This window comes from Streptomyces sp. NBC_00045, assembly GCF_045041095.1.
In the GTDB taxonomy this organism is placed as follows: Bacteria; Actinomycetota; Actinomycetes; order Streptomycetales; family Streptomycetaceae; genus Streptomyces.
The window spans coordinates 13,602-34,694 of the sequence record NZ_CP108271.1; the positions used below are offsets into that span (position 1 = coordinate 13,602).

Genomic DNA, 21,093 nt, shown 5'->3' on the forward strand with positions numbered 1-21,093 from the left:
CCGCCCGTCACCAGCATGAGTACCCCGGAGCCGACGCACACCAGCCCCGCGACCTGCTACTTCACGATGCACACCACTCATTGCGGGTACGGGTAATGGCCTACCACCACCCGCGCCAGCGAACCTCAACCCCGGGCACCCAAGAGCAGCGGGCCGCCCCGGTTGGTGGCGACCCGTGCTGAGGACCTCTCAGCGCTCGTACATCTCGGCGTCGCGGGCCGCCTCCTCAGAGACGAGGAAGCCTGCTCGTCAGGGCGCGTTGATCCCGAGCTTCTGGTTGGTGGCGTTCGTAGCCCCGGGGCTGAGGAGGTTGTTGTTCGTGCTGATGTTGTTGAACAGCGGGACGATCCCGCTGAGGTTGACGGGGAGGATCGAGCTGCTGCCTCCATCAACGCTGTTGCAGTCGCCGCCGGTGATGGTCGTGGGGTCGCTCGCCGAGTCCAGGAGCGCGGCGTCGACGCTGCTGACGGTTGCGGTGTTGGTGACGGTACAGGGAGCGTCGGTCGCGATATTGACGGTCAGATCGACCGTATAGCTGTCGCCGGCCAACAGCGGTGAGTGGCTCTCGCACGTGAATCCGGTGCCCCCGTTAAGGGAGCTGCAGGCAAGCAAGAGACCCACGGGCTTGGTTACGCTGAGCGTTTCGATGGTGAGGCCCGACGGAAGAGTGTCCGTCAGAAGCGTGAAGTCGGCGATCAGCTCGTCGCCGGAGTTGGCGACCTTGATGTGGTAGATCCCCTGCCCCCCGCGGGCGAAATTCCCCTCGTGGGTCTTCGTGACGCTCAGGCTGGCTGCGGCGTACGCCGGGGTGGTCCCGGTGATGAGCAGCAGGGCGCTGCTTAGCCCGAGGACGCCCCCGCGGACGGACATCCATCGCCTCAGCGTGTACATAGACATGATGCGCTTCTCCTGTCGGGTGGTTCGCGCGAGACTCCTGGCAGTACGGCAACGCACTGACGGCGGCATGATCACGGGGTGAGGTTGCCGCTTCACCTATTCGCCCCAACATCAAGGGGAGCAGTCACCCCGTTGCTCGGCCTCGGCCGTTGGCCATGAGGTGGGGCCCTCCTCCCAAGGGGAGAGGCCCTCACCCGCGGATGTGGTCCTCCGCCGCGCACCCAGGCTTCCTCATGATCGACAGCCCACAGAAGAACCTCGGCCTCGGCGGCACCCTGGACTCCGAGAGCGGGCAGCCGGTGATCGTCTTACGGCCTGGCCAACGACTCAACCGAACCGCCCTCCATTCGAGGCAGGGCATCAAGCGTGGCGCCCGCCGTCAGCCTCGTCCCCCATGGTCGAACAGCGCTGGCCGCCCTCTTCGCGTGTCCCCTCCTGGACCGCATGGCCGACCACTGAGGTTCCACGACCCACCCAACCGGACAAAAGCAAACCTGGTGCATCAGCTTCAACACTCTGATGCACCAGGAAACGCCGAAGTGAGCGGGACCACTGTGACGCCGGATGCGGTTCCCCACGCCGGTGGCCGCGTTCGTCGCCCGGCAGTTACGCGTGGACTGGGTGCCGGCCCGACCACCGGCGCCCGTCACCCCCGCAGCAAGCTCACACCGCACAGCCGCTCACGCAGCCGTATCAGGTGGGAAAGGCCCGCCACTTCCTTGAACCGGTCGAGAAGAAGACCGATACGGCGGTGGTCTCCCGCCCGCACGGCGACAGCAATGGCGTCGACAAGCTCTTCGGGGTCCTCAGGCATGCGGAGCGGACGGGTAAACAAATACTGTCGGCCAGCTGCGTGACGGCGACGTGTGACGGCTGCCGATGCCCGGCCGACAGCACCTCCAGGAGAAGAGGCCACCGACGCGGCAGGTGGCTCCTCGCCATGCCCCATCCCACCCAATCCGCCCGCGGCGCACACCTTCGACCCGCCGCACAACTCCCGGAACCACCCGCACAGACCCATATACCGCGCGCTGCGGGCCGGCGCGGTGAGTGCGGGACCGCAGGCCTGCCGTTACGGGGGCACCGAGCGCCCGTCCGGCAGTGCATCAACGCGGGCGCGCCCCCGGCTCGGCAGAGCCGGGTGGCCCACACCAGAGGAGACGCCCCGTACGCCGGACCTCGGCCCGTTGGATGGTGGGGCGGCCCGGTGTTACTGCCGCCAGAGCGCTCTGGTCACCGGGCCTCGCCCGCGCACGCCCTGTCGACGCGGACTGAGCCGACCCTAGCCACGGCCAGCCACCACCCGGCACCACAAGCACAGCGTTCGACACCCCGTGTGACAGGCAGCGGCGAGGGTTGACGCCCGACACTGACACCGCCCACTCCCCCGCCGCGCCCCTCCCCCCTTCTCGCATCCCCATCCGTCCGCGCGCAAGCAGCCCGCATGCCGCCGCGGCCGATCCCACCGTCAGCCGGTGAAAAAGCACGCCGAACCATGACTCGCCGGCGCAAGAACCAGCCGGGCCGACATGCCTCCGCAGCCCACCTGCGCGAGGGGCGCCCGCCGCCTGCAGCCACGCCGGGGTCCGCTGCATCACGCCCCTGAACACGCCCTCCCCTCCAACCGAGAGCAGGCGGACAGTATCTGCTTCCGGATCCGGCCAATGAGGAGGCAGAGCATGTCACCCTGCGGAATCGTGAAGTGGTTCGACCCTGACCGGGGTACCGGCCTCATCAGCCCGGACGGGCCCGGAGCGGACACCCGGGCCGAGTCCCGGGCCATTCGCGAAAACGGACGCTGTCTGCGTCCCGGCAACAGAGTCCTCTTCGACCTCACCCATGACAGCGCCGGGCTGCGTGCCGACAACATCCACCGTCCGGAAAATGCTCGCAGCCACGACGGACCAGGGCAACACAGCGACAGACAGACGCTGCAGTAGCCAGCTCCCGCCCCGGCCGCTGCGGACTCCATGAGGCGTGCGGGAATTGTGTCGGCCGGCCGTCGAGCCGATCAATGCCCGAACCTCGCTGCTGTGCCGGGGGCAGGTCAGTAGCGCTTGACCAGAACCGAGTTGGAGACCTTGCGTGCGCCGTTCGGCAGTTTGAGGAGCGATCCGTCCGGGTTCAGGTTCTCGCTCAGCTGACGGTAGGAGAAGTCGTCCGTGAGAACGACGTACATCGTGCGGGCAGAACCGGGCTCGGCCTGCGACAGGTGGACATCGAAGGTGTACGGGCCGGGGCGCCCCAGATCATCCTTGGGGTAGTAGTTCGTATGCGGCGCGGGCTTGCAGACGGCGTCGATCTGCACCATCCAGGTCAGGTGCCATCCGGCCGCGAGGGTGCAGTTGTACCTCGGCGGTGAGGGCCCCGTCCGATGCGACCGTCAGCTGCTCATCCTCAACCGGCAGCCGCTTCGGTCGGCCCCGCCCCGAACCGCGGAACGTCGTCCACGGTCACGTCCAGGCGCAGCCGTCGGAAGCGCAGCGGGTGGCGGAAGACGCCGCCGTGGTCGATCGCTCGGTCGGCGCTGATCTCCGCCACCAGCTCGGGGCGGACAAGGACTACGTCCAGCGCCTCTCTCGAACCCCTGGGATGCCACGAACCATACGCCGGTCCACGGATGTCCGGGGCCGGCGGTGATCGGCTGCGGCATCGTCGTGGTGACCGGTGTCATCGCCATCGGCCTGTACATCGCCCTGGCCCGCGCACCCCTGGGGCGCGTCTACGCGCGCCGCCTGGGCAGCCCGCTGCTGGCGCTCGGCGCCCCGGTCCTCGGAGTCGGTGTGATCTGGCTGATGACGGCAGCCCTGAGCGGTGACATCATTTCGACCTCGGACGTGGGCCCGCACGACATCACCTTCGGGCTCTTCGGCAGCGTCCTGGGCACGATGTTCACCGGCCTCCTGATCATCCTGCTGTTCGTCGCGGCCGCGCTCGTCTGCGCCGCCGTCCTCGTCGCGGCCGTGCTCTTCACCCTGGCCGCCCTGGTCGTCGGGCTGAACTCCACTTTCCGCACGGGCGACGTGCACGAGCTGCTGCCGGCCCTGTTGTCACCGCTGCTGGTCTGGTCCCTCTTCGGCTTCCAGCTCTTCGACGGCCCGGACGTGGCCGCGCCGCCCGAGGTGCTCTACACGTTCATGCTCGGCGGCCCCCTGTCGATCACCGTGCTCTCCTTGTGGGAGCTAAGGCAACTGCGCACCCGGTACAGCATCACACTGGGCTCGCTCCTCGGCCGCTAGGGGTACGTCCCGCACGAGGTGCTGGCACGGTGCCGGCGGGCCGGGACCGTGCGCCCGCGACGGGACTGTCGGCGCCCACCGTTACAGTTCCGTCCGACTGTTGGTGCAGTGCCGGGGGCGGGGAGACATGAGCGCAGGACTGAGGGAGACCGCGGCTGAACTGGCCGTCCTGTTGTGGCGGGAGCACACCGTCTACCGGGAGAGGTCGGGCGGGGTGGTCATCCGCGGGGACCACGTAGGGCGATGGATCAGCCTGGCCCCGACGGGCGTCAACGGCGAACTGCTCGTCCGGGCCGGCCGTATCCTGCCCGGCGGTACCACCGCACCGGCCCGCTGCGAGGCCGTGGCGGACCCTGCCGCCGGTACGCCCGGCCTCGCGGCCCTGTGCCGCCGCCTCCTCGCCGAGACCGCGGCCCCGAGCCTCCCCCGGCCGCGCGGCGGACACCCCGCCGGGGCCCGCCGCCGACGCATACGCGGCCGGCGTGAGGCCCGCCGGACCGGGCGTCACACGGGCGCCGCCTCCTGGGCGGTCCTCCTGTGCATCACGGGTGTGTTCGCCGTGTACGCGTACCTCGCCACCCGCAGCGGGTAGGTCCACGGCAGGGTGGCTCTCCCCCGGCCCGGGCCGTCCTGCCCGGGCCGGCCTGCCCGGCCCGTTGCGGACGGGTGCCGGACGCTCGGAATCACCTGTCCACGGCCTGCTGCGCCACGGCGGCCGCGCGAGCCGGGCGGATGCCCCGGCGCCGGGTCGCGGAGAACGCAGCGCCCGGGCAGTCCCCTTTCGCCGCCCGCGCTGAACACCCATACCCACCAAGCCTGTTGTGGCCGCCCAGCACATGGCGGGCGGTCACGCGCGGTCCTAGCCTCCCGGGAAACCCCCACCCCACCGAGGAGGCCCCCTTGAAGCTGAAGCCCCGCTTCCGGTGGTTGCGCCGGACGGCCGTGATGCTGCTGCTCGCCACGGCGGCGGCCCAGGTCCCGACCGCAGCCGCAGCCCGCACCGCGGCGCCGGCACCCACCCCCGGCGAGCTGAAACCGCACTCCATCAGTGCCGCCTACACCGCCGGGGTCTCCTCCGGCGGCTACATGGCGACGCAGCTCCACGTGGCATACTCCGGCACGTTCGCCGGATCCGCCGTCTTCGCGGCCGGACCGTACGGCTGCGCGCAGGGCGACCTCTACCGGGCCCAGTACGCGTGCATGAAGACGTACCAGGACCTCCGGCTCGACACCCTCGAACGCACCACCCGCGACTGGTCCGCCCAAGGGCTGGTCGACCCCGTCGCCAACCTCTCCGGCGACCCCGTCTACCTCTTCAGCGGGTCGGGGGACGCGACCGTCGAGCGACCCGTGGCCGACGCCCTGGCCTCGTACTACGGCCGCTTCGGCGCGCGCGTGCGCTACGACGACACGACCGACGCCGGACACGCGTGGATCAGCCCCCTCGGGCCGAACCCGTGCACCGTCACCCGGAGCCCGTACGTCAACGCCTGCGGCATCGACGCCGAACGCGACCTGCTCGGCCACCTCACCGGGCCGGTGAACGACCCCGCCCCGGCCCCCACCGGCACGCTCGTGCGCTTCGACCAGAACGGCTACGTCCCCGGCGGCTCCGCGTCCGCCGTCTCCATGGACGGCAGCGGCTTCCTCTACGAACCCGCCGCCTGCGCCGGCACCACCACCCCCTGCCGCCTGCTCGTCGCCCTGCATGGCTGCAAGCAGGGGTACTCGTACCAGGGCTTCGGCACGAGGTTCATGGACACCGCCTACCTCGACGAGTACGCGGACACCAACCACCTCCTCGTCCTCTACCCGCAGGCCGCGCCGACCACCACCGTCGACAATCCCAACGGGTGCTGGAACTGGTGGGGCTACCTCGGCGACTCCGCGTACGCCCGGCACGGCGGCAAGCAGATCGAAGCCATCATGAACATGGTCCGCGCCCTCGGCGGCGCGGGTGGCGGCGGTACGGAGCCACCGGCCCCGACGACCACCCTCACCCTCCCCTCCCTCGACGCCCAGGACGGCTACGTGAAGGCCGCCCCCGACGGCTCCGGTGCGGCGGTCGGCACCCTGGAGACCGTTTCCGGCCTGGCCCTCGGCCGCGGCAGCGACGGCAAGGACAACCGCACGCTGCTCTCCTTCGACACCTCCCGCATCCCCGCCGGGAAGGAGGTGGTCCGGGCGTACCTGACGGTCGCCCGCGCCGGCGGCTCCGGCGACCCGTGGGCCTCCCCGGCCGGCAACCGCCTCCTGCTGGACCTCCGTACCGGCTGCTTCGGCACCTCCTGCACCACCGAAGCGGCCGACTGGTCCGCCCCCGCGTCCGTCCCCGCCGCCGCCGAGGTGCCCGCCTTCTCCTCCGGCACACGGGCGTCCACGGACCTGTCCCGCGCCGCCCTGGCCGCCCTCGACCGCACCGGCACCACCCAGCTCCGCCTCCGCTTCGCCTCCCCGCAACCGTCGACCGCGTACGTCTTCCTCGCCACCTCACCCCGCCCCGCCCTCACGGTCGAGTACCGCTAGCGGACACCCCCTGGCGCCGGTCCACCGGATCGGACCCGACCGGACCCGACCGGGCTACCGCGGCCCCTGTCAGCGGCGGCCGGTACGGTCGGCATACCTGATCAGCAGAGGAGAACGACCCGTGCGAATGCCGGCCGAGCTGGACCGCGTCCCGTGGCACACCCTGACCCACGCGTACGGCTCCGCCGAGGACGTACCCGAGCTGATCGCGGCGCTCTACGAGGACGACGAGGAGACGGCCGGCGAGGCCCTCTACGAGCTGTACGGCAACATCCACCACCAGGGCACGGTCTATGCCGCGTCGGCGCCCGCCGTGCCCTTCCTCGCCCACGCCGCGTTGCACGCAGCGGCCAAGCGCGACGAGGTCCTGATGCTGCTCGCCGTGCTCGCCGACCACGACCCGGCGGACGTCAAACTGCCCCACTGGGCGGACACCCCGGTCGCCGCGATCTGCGCCGAACTGTGCCGGGTGCTCCCGGAGCTGCTTCCGTGCCTCGGGGACCCCGACCGAGCCGTGCGGCGGGCGGCGCTGCGGGTGGTCGCGGCGCCGGCCGGGCTACTGACGGCAGAGCAGCGGGCCAGTGCCGTGGCGCGGGTCGAGGAGGTGTACGCCGGTGATCCCGTCCCGGCGGTGCGGGCGGACGCGCTGGTCGCCCTGTCCCGGTACGGGCGGGAGGAGACGGGGGCACTCTGCAGCCCGCTGCCCGAGGTCAGGCTGGCGGCCGCCGCTCTCGCCCTCGCCCGGTCCGGGCCGCCCTGCCCGGCCGACCTGGTGGACGTGATCGCCGAGGACGGCGCCGACCCCGACCCGGGGGACGACGCGTTCCCCTGGCCGGGCACGGACACCACCGGCCCGGACGATCACCTGCGGCACCTGCTCACCGAGGACCCGGATGCCGCGCTCGCCGTGACCGCCCGCTGGATAGCGGCCGGAGACCTCGGCGCACGGGGATCCTGGCTGGCCGAGAGGGTCGCCGAAACCTGGCGGGACCGGGAACCCGCGGTCGTGGCCCTCATTGCGGCGGCCCTGCCCCACCAGCGGACCGCCATGGAACTCAACGCCCGCCTGCGCACCATCGGCCACTGGATCGACCACCTCCCCGAGCCGGACGCCGGACTGCGCGACACCCTCTTCCGGTACGCGGACACCGACGGCGAGACCGCCGTGCCCGCCCTCCTGGCGCTCGTGCGCTCCCGCGACCCCCGCGCACTGGAACTCGTCCTGCGCCGCACCACCGCCGGACCCGACGCCGGACCCGTCACCGGACCCGGCGTCGGCGTGGCGGGGCGGCTGCTCGCGGCGGCGGCGCGGGCCTTCCCCGAGGCCGCGGACCGGCTGGTGCCCGAGATCCGCCGTCTGCTGGCGGCCGGCGCCACCGGCAACGAGGCCATCGCCCTGGTCGGCGCCCTCGCGGAGTTCGGCACCACCGCCCGCCAGGCCCGGCCGGAGCTGGTCGACTGCCTGCGCACCCGCCGCGCGGCCATCGTCGCCGCCCGCCGGCTGGGGGCGGACGGCGTCGCGACGCGCGAAGTCACCGACGCACTGCACGAAGCCACCGGCTCCTCCGACCCCTCGCTGCGCGGCGCCGCGGCGGCGGCCCACTGCCGGCTGACCGGGGACCCCGGGACCGCTCTGCGCACCTTCGAGGAACTGCTCACCGGTAGGGGCCAGACCTCCTGGTACCTGGGCTCTCTGGAGGCGATGGGCGAAGCCGCCGCTCCCCTGCTGCCGCTCGTCGAGCGGCACCTGGGGGCCGGGGACGCGTGGACCCGGCTGGCGGCGGCCGAAGCCCTGCACCGGATCACCGGCTCCGCGGACCGCAGCGTCCCCGTCCTCTCCGAACTGGTCGGCCCCACGCCAGTGGGCCTGCGCGCCCTCGAGGCGCTCGCCGCCGCCGGCCGCGCCCCGGAGGAGGTCCGCCCCACCCTCCACACCCTCGCTTTCTCACCGCGCCGCCTGCTCAGCGACGCACCGCATTCCGGCAACGGCCACCCGGACACCGAACTGCGCGCGTGGGCGCGGCGGTTGCTCGAAGCCGGCCGGTCTCAGGACGAGGATCAGTGACCTACAACCTTCTTGCTGTAGCCGCCGTCAGCCCCGAGACCATGGCCGTGGCACTTGCCGGATGTTTCGGGATTGCGGCCGGTGACGTGGAAGTGGCCGATCTCGACGGTGACCCCGACCTCCGCAACTGGGATGCACCGGCCTCGTGCGACTACCGGGCGGTCCACGGTGATGTCGCACGGTCGCTGGACATCTACCTGCAGGGCGAGATGGCTGATCAGCCACTGGAGTCCGAGCTCGCCGCAGGGTTCACTAAGGGCGCCGGAACGGCTGTCCTCTTCCCTGCCGCTTCCCTGCCGCGGAAGCAGTCCCGAGTGCCTACTGGGTCGTGACGCCGGAAGGTCTCCTCACCCGTGCCCGGCTCGAACCCTCCGACGACGAGCCGCCGCTCTACTCGGTCACCGCCGTCGAGGCGCCGGTGCCTCAGCTCCCCAGGGCGGCTGTCACGAGATTCGCCGAGATCGTACGGGAATAGAGGCCTGACACGTGGCCGATGCTTTCGCGGCATCGGTGGAGAAGTGGAGGCAGGCCGCCTCGGCTCGTGCGAGGCCTTCCCCCGACGATGACGTCAGCAGCCCCATCCGGTCCGCGAAGGGCAACCTTGCCATTTGGGAGCGGGTCATCCGGCAGATGGAGTCAGGGTGGGCTCCAACAGGCTGGTATCCAGCGGCCTCTACCGAGAGAGGCTGGAAGCCCGTGACGAACTCGCCGGCATCGGTGGGCGCCTCCCGCGGGAGGTCACCGAGCTGCTCGGCGAGGCGCTGGAGGAATTGGACCGCCGCTTTGCCGCGGCGACGGGGGAAGACCCGTCCGGAAGCCTGCGCAGGGAACTTACGGGCGCGTCCGCAGCACGGACCCCGGTCGGCTGGTGGTGGCAGCGCCGCCCGGATCCCACGCCGTGGGAACAGGACTGACGTCGCGCGCAGTGCGCGACCAGGGGCATCGGTGACGACGCGACACCCCGGGCTCATGGGCGGACGAGATCCGACGGCGGGCCCCGCTCGAGACGGCTCGGGCGGTGATCAGCATCATGGTCGTCATGGCGCTGATATCGACACCGATCACGAACATAGACCTCACCGGCTTCACCGAGCGCGAGCAGGGGGTCTGGACCGACGAGCAGGGCCTCATCCTGTCCGTCCACTTCTTTCCCCTGGTCCCGGACCTGCCGGCACCGCTGCACGAGACCGACCGGCTGCAGCACGGCCTCGCCCGGTCCGTCGCCCGGGCGGGCGGGGGTCTGATCGAGGCCGTGCCGGGCGAGGTGGACTCCGTCCCGGCCGTCCGTCAACTGGTCAAGGTCCGGCGGCCGAACACCGAACACGGGCTGGCCTTCCTCGCCTCCTGGACCGTGCCGAGGGCGAGCTGCAGCACCGTGATCAAGGTGCAGGCCGGCGAGCGCGGCGCGACCGGGATGCGCGAGGCCTTCATCGGCGCCCGTGTGGGCCACGAGAACTACTTCCGCCCGCACCCATACGGGCCGGACGTCCAGGGCGGGCTGCCGTACCACGTCGCCGACTTCGAGGAGTGGGACGCGGAGTTCCCCGACCACCCGCTGACGCTCGTCCGCGGGGCGCTGCGGCGGATCGTGCCGACGGTGGTACTGGAGGAGGGTTTCAAGGCACTCCCGCCCTTCGGCCCGCCGGCCACCCCGCGCCGCCGCTGGTTCCGTCGCCCCTGACCCGAAGCAGCCGGCGCACCGGGTACACGCGCGAGTGCCGAGCATCGTCGGATGGTGCGCACCACAGTGGACTCCACTCGATGGGATCCACTGAGTGGACTGGCGCCCACTGACTGGAGCCCACTCGATGGGCTCCACCCGGTGTCGGCATCGGGTGGTCCACTCGGTGGACGGTGCCCGGGATCGTCACCACAGCCAGGCGTTCGAGTGGCGCATCCGGGACAGGGCGCGCGCGTCGCGGCGGGCCGCGGGCTGCCGATGCGGTTCTGCCGGGGCCGGGGCCGGCGCGCCTGGGCGCCGTAGAACCGGCGTATCCCGGCAGCCTTGAGCCGCTTGCGCTGCTTGGTCAGCTCCGCCCCTTCTCCTTGATGGACTTCGGCTTCCGGGGCCGCTTCCAGATCGGCTGCCAGACCGGCGGCGGGCCGAGCGTCTCGGCGCGCTCCTGGGCGGCCTCCTTCAGCCGGGCGGCGACGGCTTCGATCCTCCGGTCCGCGGGTGGCATGGTGGTCATGCGATTCCTCCGGTGGGTGTGGTCCGGCCCGGCACGGGCTGGACAGGCTGCTGGGCGTGCGGCGGTGGGGACGTCGCCGGGGCGGGCTGGGGGGAGGGGCGGCGGGCGGCGGCTCGTTCCCGGATGCCGGCCTGGAGCCTGGCGGCCATCTCGGCGGCTGCGGCCTCCAGCGTCCGGCGGGTCTGCTCCACCACGGCGACCTCCGTCGCCGGCTCAAGGTCCCGGCTGGCCCTCCGCCCCGCCCCGCCCCGGGCGCAGGTTAGGGCTCGGGGCGGTCGGCACGGCGACGGTGTGCGGCCGGGTCCGGGAGTTCAGGCGGTCTGCGCGGCGTACGGCGTGGACCCGGTCGGTGAGGGCGCCGGCGGCAAGGCGGGCCCGCGGGTACGGGGTGGCGGACCGGTTGCGGGCCAGGGAGCGCAGCACGGCCTGGTCCTCGGTGTCGTGCGGGTACAGGGCGCGCAGGTCGGCGGGCTTCGGCGAGGAGGTGGTGGTACTTGAGCGGCCCCCGCATCACGTACACCACAGCGATCATCTGGGCGGCGGCCAGGGCGATGTCGATGGCCGGCCGCACCCGCGCCCACACGGCCGCGGCCGCCGCCACCGCTCGCTCGGCGAGCCGGTACACGGTGCGGGCGCCGAACGCGGCGACGGCTGAGGCCCGCCACCGCTCGCGCAGCTCGGTCAGCGACAGCGGCACCGTGCGCTTCGGCGGGCAGGTCTGGTCGGCGGCTTGGCAGGCCAGCGCGTATGCGGCCCGCTCCCCCCGGCGGGTGCCCCTGCCACTCCTCGTACTTGGCGGTGAGGACGGGGAACGCGTCCTCGATCTGCTGGCGGCGGGTGGACTGCCAGCCGATGAGCCGCTGGTCGATCCCGGCGATCTCCATGACCGGGCGGCGGCCGGGCGTCACCTCCCGCGGTTCCCACGCCCACCCGAGCCGGGCTGAGACCTCCTCCATGACAGGAGGGTGTAGAGGGAGTCGGCCGCAACGATGTGCGTCAGAAGGGATCCCGCCGACAGGTTGCCCCACGTGCCGTCCGGGCGCCGGGCACGGATGGACACGACCGCGTGTCGTGGTCTTCGTGGTTTGCATGTCTCACGAGACATGGGCTCCTGGCTGTGAGTCGGTGGGGTGGTTAATTGGGTTCGTGGCTCCCCCCAATCGGCCATGGGCCGGAGATCGGTGCCGACCGTAGAGTCCGTGTGCGAGGACACCCGTACGAGTAGGGGGCCGACATGGGCAGGAGTGCGGTCGTGGTCGGGGCCACTGGGCAGATCGGGACGGCGGTGGTGGAGCGGCTCGTCGGTGCCGGCTGGCAGGTGCGGGCTGTCAGCCGCGGCGGCGCACGCGAGGTGGGACGTGCCGGGTGGCCGCCGGAATGGGGCGTACGCACGCTGTGCCTGGACCGCGATGAGGAGGGCGCGCTCGGACGTGTGGTGGGCGGAGGCTGCGATCTGTTGGTGGATTGCGTGGCCTACACCTCCCGGCATGCCGACCAGCTGGTCGCGCTGGGAGGCCTGGTGGGCTCGGCCGTGGTGATCTCGACCTGCATGGTCTACCGGCAGGACGCTGCCGCAGGAATCGGCTCTCCCCGGTGGCCGTTGCCCGTGACCGAGGCACAGCCCGTCATAGCAGCGGATGACAGTACGTACGCGGGCGGCAAGGCCGCGGTGGAGCTGGTTCTGTGGGAGCGCGCGCCGTATCCGGTGACGGTTCTGCGGGCGGGAATGGTCCACGGCCCGTACTCCTCGACACCCCGCGAGTGGTACTTCGTGAAGCGGGCGCTGGACCGACGGCCGGTACGGCTACTGGCTCATGATGGTGCGGGCATCTGCCACCCGACGGGCACCCGCAATCTGGCCGCGCTGGTCCTCGCGGCGGCGGCGCGGCCGGGACGGCGGGTGTTGAACGCCGGGGATCCTCGGCCTCCGAGCGTACGGGAGATGGCCGGGGCATTCGACGCGCTGCTCGGGCACCGGCCCGTGGAGTATCTGTTGGAGGGGCCCGGCGAGCCCGGTCTGGGCAGGACGCCGTGGTCGCTCGCCCACCCGCTGGTGCTCGATACGGCCAGGGCGGAGCGGGAGCTCGGCCATCGGCCCGTGCACGACTATGCCGGATCGCTGCCTGAGACCGTGGCGTGGCTGATGGAGGCGACCGGGGGCCGGGACTGGCGGGAGGTCTTTCCTCGTCTCGCGGCACGCTGGGGGCAGTCGGCCTTCGACTACGCGGCCGAGGACCGGGCGGTGGCGGCCGGGCATGTGAGCGGCGTGCCGCTCATAGCAGTCGACCGGGACCGGCGGAACTGAGAGGTCATTCGGTTTCCGGACAACCTGGTGGGGGTGTCGAGGAATGACCGGGCTGAATGGGCGTTGTTGCCATGAGCCGTGCGGTAGTGGCCGGGTTGAGGCTCACCGTTCCCATCTGTGCCGATGGCCCGGTTTATCGACAAGGACCTTGCCTCGGAGTCGACGCAAGTCGGTATCAGGACCTGCCCGACCTGGGCCGGTATCCACGTCCGGGCACGGGCCGTCATTGGCAGTGACCATTCTCTCGCCAACGATGGGGCTGCCGGTGGATGCCTGCCGAGAAGCGGTGGGGTCGGTGAAAGAAAGGGATTCCGTCATGAACGAGGAGATCCAGCACATCGAAGAGGTCGAGGCAGAGGAGCTTCCCGAGCTCGCCCTGATGATCGACCTTCCGGAGTAGCAGTCGGCGCGCGATCCCGTTCAGGTGCGGCGGGCCGGTTGGCCCGCCGCACCTGAACGTCCCAACCTCCCTGTACAGGAAGGAGCACGGCATGCAGGTGGAGCCGGACGCCCGGCAGGCCGCCGCTGACCGGGGTGCACTGACCCGGTGCATGGGCCTGGTGCTCGAACGGGCCGCGCTGCCGCTGCCCCCGGCGCAGGCGCTGCACCGGCCCGCCGTCGTCGAAGTGGTCCATACGGTGCAGCGGGAACTGCGTTCGGGCCCTCTCGGCGCGGACCGGCATCGGGAACTGGAGACGCGCCTGGTCCTGGGCCCCGCGCCGATGTGCGCGCCCGTGGACCCGCAGGACCACCTCAGCCGCAGCCTGGCTCGTGCCCTTCGCTCCGTGCCGGTACGTGCCGACGTCCGAGGGCGGCCCGCCGTGTCGGAGGTCGCCGGCTGGCAGGCCGGCGAGCGACGGGTGCTGGAGGAGGCGCTGGCCCTGCTGGAGGAGGTCTGGCCGCAGGGCGCCGCGGAGACGCGGGAGACGGTTGCCGAGGTCGCCCTGCTCGACGGCCACGCCATCGAGGGATTCACCGACTTCACCGTCCACGGAGCCGTCCTCGTCAACCGCACCCGGCTGAGGGAGGGAGCGAACGGACTGCCGGGGCCGGTGCGTTGCGCCGAGGCCCTGGTCCACGAGGGCGCGCACACTCGGTGCAACGCAGCCGCCTCGCTGGAGCCGTTCCTGCTGCCCGACCCGGGAGCCGCCGGCGGCGGGGAGCGCCCGGGCGGATCGGGCGGACTGCTGGTGGCCACACCGCTGCGGGCCGATCCTCGCCCGTTGAGCGGGCTCTTCCAGCAGGCCGTCGTGCTGGCCCGCAGCGTGCTGTTCTACCGGCGGCTTACCGTGGCGGGTGCGGCGGCGTCAGAGCGGCACGCGAAGCTGGCGGAGGGCGGTGCGATGGCCGTCCGCACCCTGGACGCGCATGCGGACAGCCTCACCCCGCGCGGTCGGCGGGTACTGGAGGAGTGTGCGAGCGTGCTGGGAGGGCGCGGGTGAACGCCTGGACGCCGCAGGTCTTCGCTCCGTATCCCGGCCACCCGGACGTCCTGCTGGCGCGCGTCGCCGCCCGCTCGGCCGCCTTCGAGGGGACCAGTGCGGCCGACGGGGACCGTGTGATCGTCGGCAGCGCCGCCGGGCACGACCGGGACCAGGTCCTACGTGGTGCGCGCGGGGAACTCCTGGAGCGGATCGGGAACGTGATGGCCGGTCGGGCGGCCGAGGCGGGCGGCGGGGTCGTGGCGACACCCGCCGAGCTGCGGGGCACGGCACAGGCCGTCATAGTGCCATCGGTCAGGCCCGACAGCCGGCGCTTGTGGGTGCGCGGACGTACGGTTGCGGGCAGGCCGGTGTATGTCGCGGCGGGCACCGTCTTCCTTCAGCACCGTCCACCACCCGGCTGCGAGGCACTGCCTCCGGCCGGCTCCACCGGACTCGCCTCGCACACCGACCGGCGGTCCGCTGCCCGCCATGCCGCCTGGGAGGTCCTGGAGCGGGATCTGATCCGGCGCAGCTGGTACGGACTCGCCAGCCGGCCTCCCCGGGCACTGGCCGCGGCCTTTGGCGGGCCGCTCGGCGATCTCTTCAAGGCCCAGGATCTGGTGGCCACCGCGTTCGCTCTGCCCGCACCGCCCGGCGCCGAGTGCGTGGTCGTGTGCCTGCACCGGCCGGATGGCACGGGCCAGACGTTCGGGGCGCGCTGCGGGCCGCCGGACCCAGTCGAGTCGCTCGTCGGGAGGGCAGCGTACGAAGCCCTCATGGTGCGGTGGAGCATGAGCAGCGTCGTGGCCCGCGCCACCTGGGAGCGGTGGCGAGGCGATGGCCCTCCGCGAACCGCTGTGCAGCACGCTCTGTGGGCGTACCACCGGCAGGACAGTCTGAGCCTGTGGAAGGTGGCCGGAGCCACCAGTGTCGCCACGGCCCCCGTCCACAAGGCCGCCTCGCCGGTCGACCCCTTCGACGTCCTGGCCAGGCACACAGGCCGCGATGTGGTCCTCGTGGAGACGGACGGAACCCCGGCCCGCGACGCCGGAGTGAGCGTGGTCCGCGTCCTGGCACCTGGAGCACTGCCGCTGCCCTCCGGCCCTCCGGCTGCGGGTTTCGAATCCGCCTCCGGCCACGCCCACCCCCACCCCTTCGGATAGGAGCCCCATGACGCCCCAGCCCTCCCGGCCCGGCTACGCCACCGAGTTCGCGGACGACTACGACCGTTTCTTCGGCAAGCCCGGGATCAGCGGCACCACGGTGGACGCCCTCGCCGCGCTCGCCGGGACCGGACCCGTACTGGAACTGGGCATCGGCACCGGAAGGATCGCCCTGCCGCTGCGCGCCCGCGGTATCGACGTGCATGGCATCGACGGTTCCGAAGCCATGCTCGGCCGACTCCGTGCCAAACCCGCGGGGGCCGAGGTCCCCGTCACCCTCGGGGACTTCTCCCAGGTCCCGGTCACCGGGAGCTTCAGCCTCGTGTACCTGGCGGCGGGGACCTTCTTCGAACTGCGGGACCAGGAGAGCCAGGCCCGGTGTTTCGTGAACGTGGCCCGCCGGCTCACCCCGGGTGGCCTCTTCGTCTTCGACTCCCACGTCCCGGAGGCGCTCGCCCGGGCCGCCGGCGGATCGGAAGTCGTCGCCGAGGACGAGGACCATCTCGTCCTGTGCCACCGGCGCGTCGACCCCTCCGTCCAGCGCTACCGCTCCCACTACGTCATCCACGAGGACGGCCGCACCCGCCACCTGCGGGTCGAGTTCCGCTATGCGGGCCACGGCGAACTGGACCTGATGGCAGGACGGGCCGGTCTCCGTCTGCGCGAGCGCTGGGGCAGCTGGGCGGGCGGGCCCTTCACCAAGGACAGCGCCTACCACGTCTCCCTCTACGAACGACCCTGACCGCCCCGCTTCACTGCACGGATGGAGCATCACATGAGCCGCCCTGACGGCCTGCTGCCGTTCCCCTTCCCGCACACCGACGGCCTCGCCCCACTCCCCGAGCTGGCCGAACTGCGGCGCGACAGGCCCGTTGTCAAGGTCCGTCTGCCCAGTGGCACTACGGCCTGGCTGGTCACACGGAACGCCGACGTGCGCAAGGTACTGGCCGATCCGCGGTTCAGCCGCACCCGTGCCCCCCGGGAACAGAAGGCCCAAAGCGGTCCTGCCACCGGGCCGCGGACCGCGGGGCGCCGCGCCACGGTCCTGCCCGACTCGATCCTCGCCAGCGATCCGCCCGACCACTCTCGCCTGCGCAGGCTGATCTTTCCGGCCCTGACAGTCCGCCGAACCGAAGCCATGCGCCAGGACATCGCCGCTCTCACCCACGACCTACTCGCCGCCATGGAACCGGCCGAGCGTCCCGCGGACCTCGTCACCCACTTCACCCGCCCACTGCCCCTGACCGTCATCTGCGACCTGCTCGGCACGCCGCGAGTGGATGCCGACCGGCTCGATGCCTGGGACGAAGTGATGCGCAGCGTCACGGTCGCGAACGCGGAAGTGAGCGGGGCCGTCGAGGAGATGACCGGCTATCTCGCCAGCCTGGTTGCCGCCAAACGATCCCACCCTGGCAACGACATGCTCAGCGTGCTCATCGCGGCCCGGGACGAGGGCGACCGGCTCAGCGAGGGCGAACTCATCTCCTTCTGCGTGGTCCTCCTCGCGGGTGGCTACGGCACAACCGCAGACCGCCTCGCCGGTCTGGTCCACCTCCTACTCGAACAACCCGACCGGTACACGCTCCTGCGCGATGAACCCGCTCGGATCCCGAACGCGGTCGAAGAGCTCCTTCGCTATGCGCAGGCCAGCATGGGAGCGAACATCCGAGTGGCAACCGAGGACGTCGCCCTGGGCGGGATCACGGTCGCCCAGGGCGACGCCGTCCTCGCACTCACCTCCTCCGCCAACCACGACGAGAGCGTGTACCGCGCGCCCGACCTCCTCGACCTCACCCGCGCCGCCCCCTTGCACCTCGCCTTCGGCCACGGCGCCCACTTCTGCGTCGGCGCGCAGCTCGCCCGCGTCCAGCTCCAGGAAGCCCTCAGGGCCCTCACCCGCCTACGGCCGGGCCTGCGCGCCGCCGGACCCGCGCAGTGGAAGACCGGGCGGACCTCACGTGCCCCCCGCACACTGCCCGTCACCTGGTGACACTCACTGCCGGGCTGCGACGGCGTCGAGTCTCGTGACCCACGAGGACGTCCTTCCTTCACCCGATCCCCGGCCGTCGCGTGTCGGAGCCCTCGCCCGCCTTTCCTGGACGCGGTTCGCACCCCGCTTCGCGAAGCGGGGTTCGATCCGGGGAACGGGGGCGGGGAGGGGGTGCACCTGGTCCGCCACGCCCGCGACGTGATGGTGGGCTGGCTGCCCGAAGAAATCGACGAGCTGCAAGCCCGCACCAGCGGCCCGCACACGCCGGGCGAGGCGGGTACGGAGCTGGCCGGGCTGTACCACGCCACCGGTCTCGCCCTGGGCGCGGCGCTCCGTGGCGCGGGGTTCACCACCGAAACCCAGGACGACCACATCCTCGTACTGCCCCCACCACCAGCGTGAAAGCACCGCCGCAGCCCCGGTAAGTTGAGAACCTGGCAGAGGCTCTTGCGTTCGGTAAAGTTCCGCGTGCGCCGGGCGGGTGCCGCGGCGCGGCCGAAAACGACTGTAGGGGAATCGAGTTGGACACCGTCTTTCATCCGCTGGAGGGCGACGACCCGCGGTCCGTGGCCGGATACCGCATCGCGGCCAGGCTCGGCGCCGGCGGCATGGGCAAGGTGTACCTCTCGTACACGCCGGGCGGACGGCCCGTCGCGATCAAGGTGATCCGGCCGGAGTTCGGCGAAGACGCCGAGTTCCGCCGCCGCTTCCAGCAGGAGGTGCGGGCCGCCGAACGGGTGCAGGGGCTCTACACCGCCCCGGTGATCGACTCCGACACCGAGGGCCGCCACCCCTGGCTCGCCACGGCCTACGTCCCCGGGCCCTCCCTGGCCGACGCCGTGCAGCGGCATGGCGGGCTGCCCGTGCCCACCGTGCTGCTCCTGGTCGCGGGCGTCGCCGAGGCCCTGCAGGTCATCCACGGGGCCGGCATCGTCCACCGCGACCTCAAGCCGTCCAACGTCCTGCTCGCGGGCGACGGGCCCCGCGTCATCGACTTCGGAATCGCGCGGGCCGCCGACGCGACCGCCCTCACCGGCAGCGGCGTCACCGTCGGCACCCCGACCTTCATGGCGCCCGAACAGGCCGCGGGCGGTGCGGTCACCCCGGCCACCGACATCTTCGCGCTCGGCCAGGTCGCAGCGTACGCGGCGACCGGCCTGCCCGCGTTCGGCGAGGGCACCTCGCACGGGGTGCTCTACCGCATCGTCCACGAGCAGCCCGACCTCACCCGACTCCCGCCCAAGCTTCAGGAGTTGGTGGCCCGCTGCCTCGCCAAGGACCCGGCGGCCAGGCCCTCGGTCGACGAGGTCCTCGCGCTGTGCCGGGCCGCCAACGGCGACGCGCCGCTGCGCCGCCCCGAGGCCTGGCTGCCCGGCGCGGTCGCCGCCGACATCACGCTGCGCGCGGCGGCGCCCGCACCGCCCGAGGTGACCCGGGTTCCGGCGGCCCCGGCACCGGCGCCGCCCGGCCACGCGCCGACGGTGACCGCCGCGGCCGCCGCGCCGCCCGCCTTCCAGGGCGCGTTCGGCCCGCCGACGCCGCCCCCGCCGGGCCCCTACGCCCAGCCGTCGATGCCACCGGGCTACCCGCCCCGGCCGTCCGCGCCGGGCCGACCGAACCGGCGGCCGGGCGTCGCCGTGGCGGTCGGGCTCGCCCTGGCGCTGCTCGCCGGCGGCCTGTACCTCGTGAGCCGCAACTCCGGCACGGAAGAACAGGCCGCCGGGAAGGGGAAGAGGGCCTCGTCCACCCCGAAGGCCTCGCAGCCGCCGGCCGGCGTGGCCAAGGCGCCGGAGCCGGTCACCCGCACGGGCATCAACCTGCCGGAAAACTACACCCTGAGGTTCGGCGACGGTGAGCTGCAGCCGCAGGAGTCGGGCGGCTCCGCCGGCGACCTGGAGTTCGCCGGGCACTCGCTCCCGTACCGTGTGCGCACCCAGGCGGGCAACCACCTCGTACTGCTCGACCCGGGGCAGGCCGGATCCCTGGAGACCTGCCGCGACGAGACGCGCTTCGCCAACTACATCCCCCTGGACAAACTATCCCCGGGCGCCCAGTTCTGCGTCCTCACCAAGGCCGGTCACATCGGCCTGATCACCTTCCGGGGACAGACGGCCAACACCGACCCCGCCTTCCACGTCACCCTCGACGCCACCGTCTGGCGCCGGGCGGTCGCGCCCTCGTCAGCCGACTGACCCGCCCGCCGCAGCCCAGTCAGATCCCCATCGAGGGTACGGATTTCCTCCGCGACCGGCGACTCCACCACCGCGCTCAGGGCCAGGGTCAGCCTGTGCGGGAGCGGTAGACGCGCACCGTGCGCTGCGCGACAGCCAGGCGCCCGCCCGCTTGGATCATGGTGCGGGTGCCTCCGTGGCGGTAGCGGAGATCGGTGAAGGCGACCAGGCGGCCGCCGGTAAGGACCCGGTCCCCGACGCGCAGTTCGGTGGGCGGCACGTCCACTGGCATCCGCCCCACCGGGCTCCGCACCCCGTCCCCCACCCCGTCCCGAGCCTCGTCGGCGGCGGGTACGGCCGGTGGCGGTGCGGCCCCGTGAGCAGTTCAGAGCCATGGAATTTCCCCCTACCACCCATGGCGACAGCGTCGCGCTGCCGAAGAGGCTGATAACCCACCACTCGTGCCCTGTCTCATCGAAGTTAGTCGTCTGCACCCGTGCTGACCTGCGTGGACTGGATTGGGTGAGACGCAGGGACTCGGTTCGTTGAGACAGACCCCGGCGGGACCGGAACGGGCTGAGTGCTGTCCCGTCTCAAGTCGGGCTGCCGCTGTACTGGGTCTGGCCTTCACGCTCTGGCGCTGGGGACTCCCAGGCCGTCCATGTAGTCGCGGACTCGCGTGATCAGTCCGTTGCGGACGTGGAGTATCAGGAGACCGGGGACGGTGAACGTGGTGGCCTTGGTCGTCAGGGTTCCCACCACGACATGCTCGGCGATGATCACTTCCGGATCGGCGGTCTCGTAGGCCGCGATCCTCCTGACTTCCTGCACCTGGGCGGGGCTGGCACCCCAGGCCGCCCGGTATCCGGCGCGCACGGCCTCACGCCCCTTGTAGCGCGGGGGGAAACCGGGAGAGGTGAACGGGAATTCGTGCACCGCGTCCATGGTGTAGAGATCAGCGAGATCATCTGGGGATTTGTCGAGCATGGCCTGGTAGTAGCAAGTCAGCACCTCGTGAGGGGTGCGAACAGCAGGTGTATCCAGATGTGACACAGGGGTTGTTCCATTCGCTCAACACTTGTTGACCCACTCACCGTAGGGTCGGCCGGAAGTTCGGTCAA

25 protein-coding genes and 1 pseudogene are annotated in these 21,093 nt (G+C 72.0%); 16 read left to right on the forward strand and 10 right to left on the reverse strand.

The window, feature by feature from the left end; all coding sequences use genetic code 11:
• Positions 1-249: 249 nt before the first annotated feature.
• Together OHA65_RS00110 and OHA65_RS00115 are read right to left on the reverse strand one after the other, a co-directional pair.
• On the reverse strand, positions 250-897 hold the full coding sequence (locus OHA65_RS00110; RefSeq protein ID WP_327281000.1) for a hypothetical protein: 648 nt from the start codon (positions 895-897) through the stop codon (positions 250-252).
• Between the two features lie 646 nt (positions 898-1,543).
• On the reverse strand, positions 1,544-1,711 hold the full coding sequence (locus OHA65_RS00115) for a hypothetical protein (RefSeq protein WP_327281001.1): 168 nt from the start codon (positions 1,709-1,711) through the stop codon (positions 1,544-1,546).
• Positions 1,712-2,576: 865 nt separating this feature from the next.
• On the opposite strand from OHA65_RS00115, the gene OHA65_RS00120 reads away from it, so the two are divergent.
• Positions 2,577-2,837, forward strand: a complete 261-nt coding sequence (locus OHA65_RS00120) for a cold-shock protein (protein ID WP_405760588.1) — start codon at positions 2,577-2,579, stop codon at positions 2,835-2,837.
• Positions 2,838-2,944: 107 nt separating this feature from the next.
• Here the strand turns inward: OHA65_RS00120 and OHA65_RS00125 are convergent, their stop codons facing one another.
• Together OHA65_RS00125 and OHA65_RS00130 are read right to left on the reverse strand one after the other, a co-directional pair.
• Entirely contained in the window at positions 2,945-3,208 is a 264-nt protein-coding gene (locus OHA65_RS00125; protein ID WP_327281002.1) for a hypothetical protein, read from the reverse strand.
• 86 nt (positions 3,209-3,294) lie between these two features.
• Entirely contained in the window at positions 3,295-3,438 is a 144-nt protein-coding gene (locus OHA65_RS00130; RefSeq protein WP_327281003.1) for a hypothetical protein, read from the reverse strand.
• 95 nt (positions 3,439-3,533) lie between these two features.
• Between OHA65_RS00130 and OHA65_RS00135 the strand changes: the two genes are divergently transcribed.
• The 7 genes from OHA65_RS00135 to OHA65_RS00165 all read left to right on the forward strand — a co-directional run bounded on the left by OHA65_RS00135 (position 3,534) and on the right by OHA65_RS00165 (position 10,408).
• Positions 3,534-4,136, forward strand: a complete 603-nt coding sequence (locus OHA65_RS00135; protein WP_405760591.1) for a hypothetical protein — start codon at positions 3,534-3,536, stop codon at positions 4,134-4,136.
• Between the two features lie 127 nt (positions 4,137-4,263).
• Positions 4,264-4,728, forward strand: coding sequence for a hypothetical protein (locus OHA65_RS00140; RefSeq protein ID WP_329312181.1), 465 nt, complete (start codon positions 4,264-4,266; stop codon positions 4,726-4,728).
• A gap of 308 nt (positions 4,729-5,036) precedes the next feature.
• On the forward strand, positions 5,037-6,662 hold the full coding sequence (locus OHA65_RS00145) for a PHB depolymerase family esterase (RefSeq protein ID WP_327281006.1): 1,626 nt from the start codon (positions 5,037-5,039) through the stop codon (positions 6,660-6,662).
• 121 nt (positions 6,663-6,783) lie between these two features.
• A complete protein-coding gene (locus tag OHA65_RS00150) occupies positions 6,784-8,727 on the forward strand; it encodes a hypothetical protein (protein ID WP_405760595.1) in 1,944 nt (647 codons plus the stop codon).
• Positions 8,724-9,059 carry a hypothetical protein gene (locus OHA65_RS00155; RefSeq protein WP_405760598.1) on the forward strand — a complete coding sequence of 112 codons (336 nt, stop codon included), beginning with the start codon at positions 8,724-8,726 and terminating at the stop codon, positions 9,057-9,059. The genes OHA65_RS00150 and OHA65_RS00155 overlap by 4 nt, the downstream gene beginning before the upstream one ends.
• A 309-nt stretch (positions 9,060-9,368) precedes the next feature.
• Entirely contained in the window at positions 9,369-9,641 is a 273-nt protein-coding gene (locus OHA65_RS00160) for a hypothetical protein (RefSeq protein ID WP_327281009.1), read from the forward strand.
• Between the two features lie 104 nt (positions 9,642-9,745).
• Positions 9,746-10,408: a hypothetical protein gene (locus tag OHA65_RS00165; protein WP_405760602.1), complete on the forward strand. Its 663-nt coding sequence runs from the start codon at positions 9,746-9,748 to the stop codon at positions 10,406-10,408.
• Between the two features lie 346 nt (positions 10,409-10,754).
• Here OHA65_RS00165 and OHA65_RS00170 read toward each other — a convergent pair whose 3' ends face one another.
• The 3 genes from OHA65_RS00170 to OHA65_RS00180 are packed head-to-tail and all read right to left on the reverse strand — an operon-like array spanning position 10,755 to position 11,342.
• Positions 10,755-10,919: a hypothetical protein gene (locus OHA65_RS00170; RefSeq protein WP_405760605.1), complete on the reverse strand. Its 165-nt coding sequence runs from the start codon at positions 10,917-10,919 to the stop codon at positions 10,755-10,757.
• Positions 10,916-11,113: a hypothetical protein gene (locus tag OHA65_RS00175; RefSeq protein WP_327281011.1), complete on the reverse strand. Its 198-nt coding sequence runs from the start codon at positions 11,111-11,113 to the stop codon at positions 10,916-10,918. Before OHA65_RS00175 ends, OHA65_RS00170 begins: the two co-directional genes overlap by 4 nt.
• A 19-nt stretch (positions 11,114-11,132) precedes the next feature.
• A complete protein-coding gene (locus tag OHA65_RS00180) occupies positions 11,133-11,342 on the reverse strand; it encodes a hypothetical protein (protein ID WP_327286044.1) in 210 nt (69 codons plus the stop codon).
• A 71-nt stretch (positions 11,343-11,413) separates the two neighbouring features.
• On the opposite strand from OHA65_RS00180, the gene OHA65_RS00185 reads away from it, so the two are divergent.
• Positions 11,414-11,863 carry a hypothetical protein gene (locus tag OHA65_RS00185; protein ID WP_405763488.1) on the forward strand — a complete coding sequence of 150 codons (450 nt, stop codon included), beginning with the start codon at positions 11,414-11,416 and terminating at the stop codon, positions 11,861-11,863.
• On the opposite strand, the pseudogene OHA65_RS00190 reads toward OHA65_RS00185, so the two are convergent.
• Positions 11,765-12,010: pseudogene (locus OHA65_RS00190) on the reverse strand (hypothetical protein); the annotation flags it as partial. The gene OHA65_RS00185 and the pseudogene OHA65_RS00190 sit on opposite strands and share 99 nt — an antisense overlap.
• Before the next feature lie 143 nt (positions 12,011-12,153).
• On the opposite strand from OHA65_RS00190, the gene OHA65_RS00195 reads away from it, so the two are divergent.
• The 7 genes from OHA65_RS00195 to OHA65_RS00225 all read left to right on the forward strand — a co-directional run bounded on the left by OHA65_RS00195 (position 12,154) and on the right by OHA65_RS00225 (position 19,993).
• The gene (locus tag OHA65_RS00195) at positions 12,154-13,224 is read left to right on the forward strand and encodes an NAD-dependent epimerase/dehydratase family protein (RefSeq protein ID WP_327281012.1); all 1,071 of its coding nucleotides are present in this window, start codon (positions 12,154-12,156) and stop codon (positions 13,222-13,224) included.
• 491 nt (positions 13,225-13,715) lie between these two features.
• Positions 13,716-14,666: an aKG-HExxH-type peptide beta-hydroxylase gene (locus OHA65_RS00200; protein WP_327281013.1), complete on the forward strand. Its 951-nt coding sequence runs from the start codon at positions 13,716-13,718 to the stop codon at positions 14,664-14,666.
• Positions 14,663-15,811, forward strand: coding sequence for a YcaO-like family protein (locus OHA65_RS00205; protein WP_327281014.1), 1,149 nt, complete (start codon positions 14,663-14,665; stop codon positions 15,809-15,811). Before OHA65_RS00200 ends, OHA65_RS00205 begins: the two co-directional genes overlap by 4 nt.
• A gap of 7 nt (positions 15,812-15,818) precedes the next feature.
• Positions 15,819-16,553 carry a class I SAM-dependent methyltransferase gene (locus OHA65_RS00210; RefSeq protein ID WP_327281015.1) on the forward strand — a complete coding sequence of 245 codons (735 nt, stop codon included), beginning with the start codon at positions 15,819-15,821 and terminating at the stop codon, positions 16,551-16,553.
• A 33-nt stretch (positions 16,554-16,586) separates the two neighbouring features.
• On the forward strand, positions 16,587-17,801 hold the full coding sequence (locus tag OHA65_RS00215) for a cytochrome P450 (protein WP_329312189.1): 1,215 nt from the start codon (positions 16,587-16,589) through the stop codon (positions 17,799-17,801).
• 171 nt (positions 17,802-17,972) lie between these two features.
• On the forward strand, positions 17,973-18,203 hold the full coding sequence (locus OHA65_RS00220) for a hypothetical protein (protein ID WP_328761005.1): 231 nt from the start codon (positions 17,973-17,975) through the stop codon (positions 18,201-18,203).
• A 119-nt stretch (positions 18,204-18,322) separates the two neighbouring features.
• Positions 18,323-19,993 carry a serine/threonine-protein kinase gene (locus OHA65_RS00225; RefSeq protein ID WP_328761006.1) on the forward strand — a complete coding sequence of 557 codons (1,671 nt, stop codon included), beginning with the start codon at positions 18,323-18,325 and terminating at the stop codon, positions 19,991-19,993.
• Between the two features lie 88 nt (positions 19,994-20,081).
• On the opposite strand, the gene OHA65_RS00230 is transcribed toward OHA65_RS00225, so the two are convergent.
• A complete protein-coding gene (locus tag OHA65_RS00230) occupies positions 20,082-20,264 on the reverse strand; it encodes a hypothetical protein (RefSeq protein WP_405760612.1) in 183 nt (60 codons plus the stop codon).
• 335 nt (positions 20,265-20,599) lie between these two features.
• On the reverse strand, positions 20,600-20,959 hold the full coding sequence (locus OHA65_RS00235) for a nuclear transport factor 2 family protein (protein ID WP_329312191.1): 360 nt from the start codon (positions 20,957-20,959) through the stop codon (positions 20,600-20,602).
• Positions 20,960-21,093 lie beyond the last annotated feature (134 nt).

What these genes read in the sequence shown, in the direction of transcription:
- OHA65_RS00110 (WP_327281000.1), bottom strand. Translation starts at nt 897, where the DNA reads ATGTCTATGTACACGCTGAGGCGATGGATGTCCGTCCGCGGGGGCGTC.
- OHA65_RS00115 (WP_327281001.1), bottom strand. Translation starts at nt 1,711, where the DNA reads ATGCCTGAGGACCCCGAAGAGCTTGTCGACGCCATTGCTGTCGCCGTG.
- OHA65_RS00120 (WP_405760588.1), top strand. Translation starts at nt 2,577, where the DNA reads ATGTCACCCTGCGGAATCGTGAAGTGGTTCGACCCTGACCGGGGTACC.
- OHA65_RS00125 (WP_327281002.1), bottom strand. Translation starts at nt 3,208, where the DNA reads ATGGTGCAGATCGACGCCGTCTGCAAGCCCGCGCCGCATACGAACTAC.
- OHA65_RS00140 (WP_329312181.1), top strand. Translation starts at nt 4,264, where the DNA reads ATGAGCGCAGGACTGAGGGAGACCGCGGCTGAACTGGCCGTCCTGTTG.
- OHA65_RS00170 (WP_405760605.1), bottom strand. Translation starts at nt 10,919, where the DNA reads ATGACCACCATGCCACCCGCGGACCGGAGGATCGAAGCCGTCGCCGCC.
- OHA65_RS00195 (WP_327281012.1), top strand. Translation starts at nt 12,154, where the DNA reads ATGGGCAGGAGTGCGGTCGTGGTCGGGGCCACTGGGCAGATCGGGACG.
- OHA65_RS00200 (WP_327281013.1), top strand. Translation starts at nt 13,716, where the DNA reads ATGCAGGTGGAGCCGGACGCCCGGCAGGCCGCCGCTGACCGGGGTGCA.
- OHA65_RS00210 (WP_327281015.1), top strand. Translation starts at nt 15,819, where the DNA reads ATGACGCCCCAGCCCTCCCGGCCCGGCTACGCCACCGAGTTCGCGGAC.
- OHA65_RS00215 (WP_329312189.1), top strand. Translation starts at nt 16,587, where the DNA reads ATGAGCCGCCCTGACGGCCTGCTGCCGTTCCCCTTCCCGCACACCGAC.
- OHA65_RS00230 (WP_405760612.1), bottom strand. Translation starts at nt 20,264, where the DNA reads ATGCCAGTGGACGTGCCGCCCACCGAACTGCGCGTCGGGGACCGGGTC.
- OHA65_RS00235 (WP_329312191.1), bottom strand. Translation starts at nt 20,959, where the DNA reads ATGCTCGACAAATCCCCAGATGATCTCGCTGATCTCTACACCATGGAC.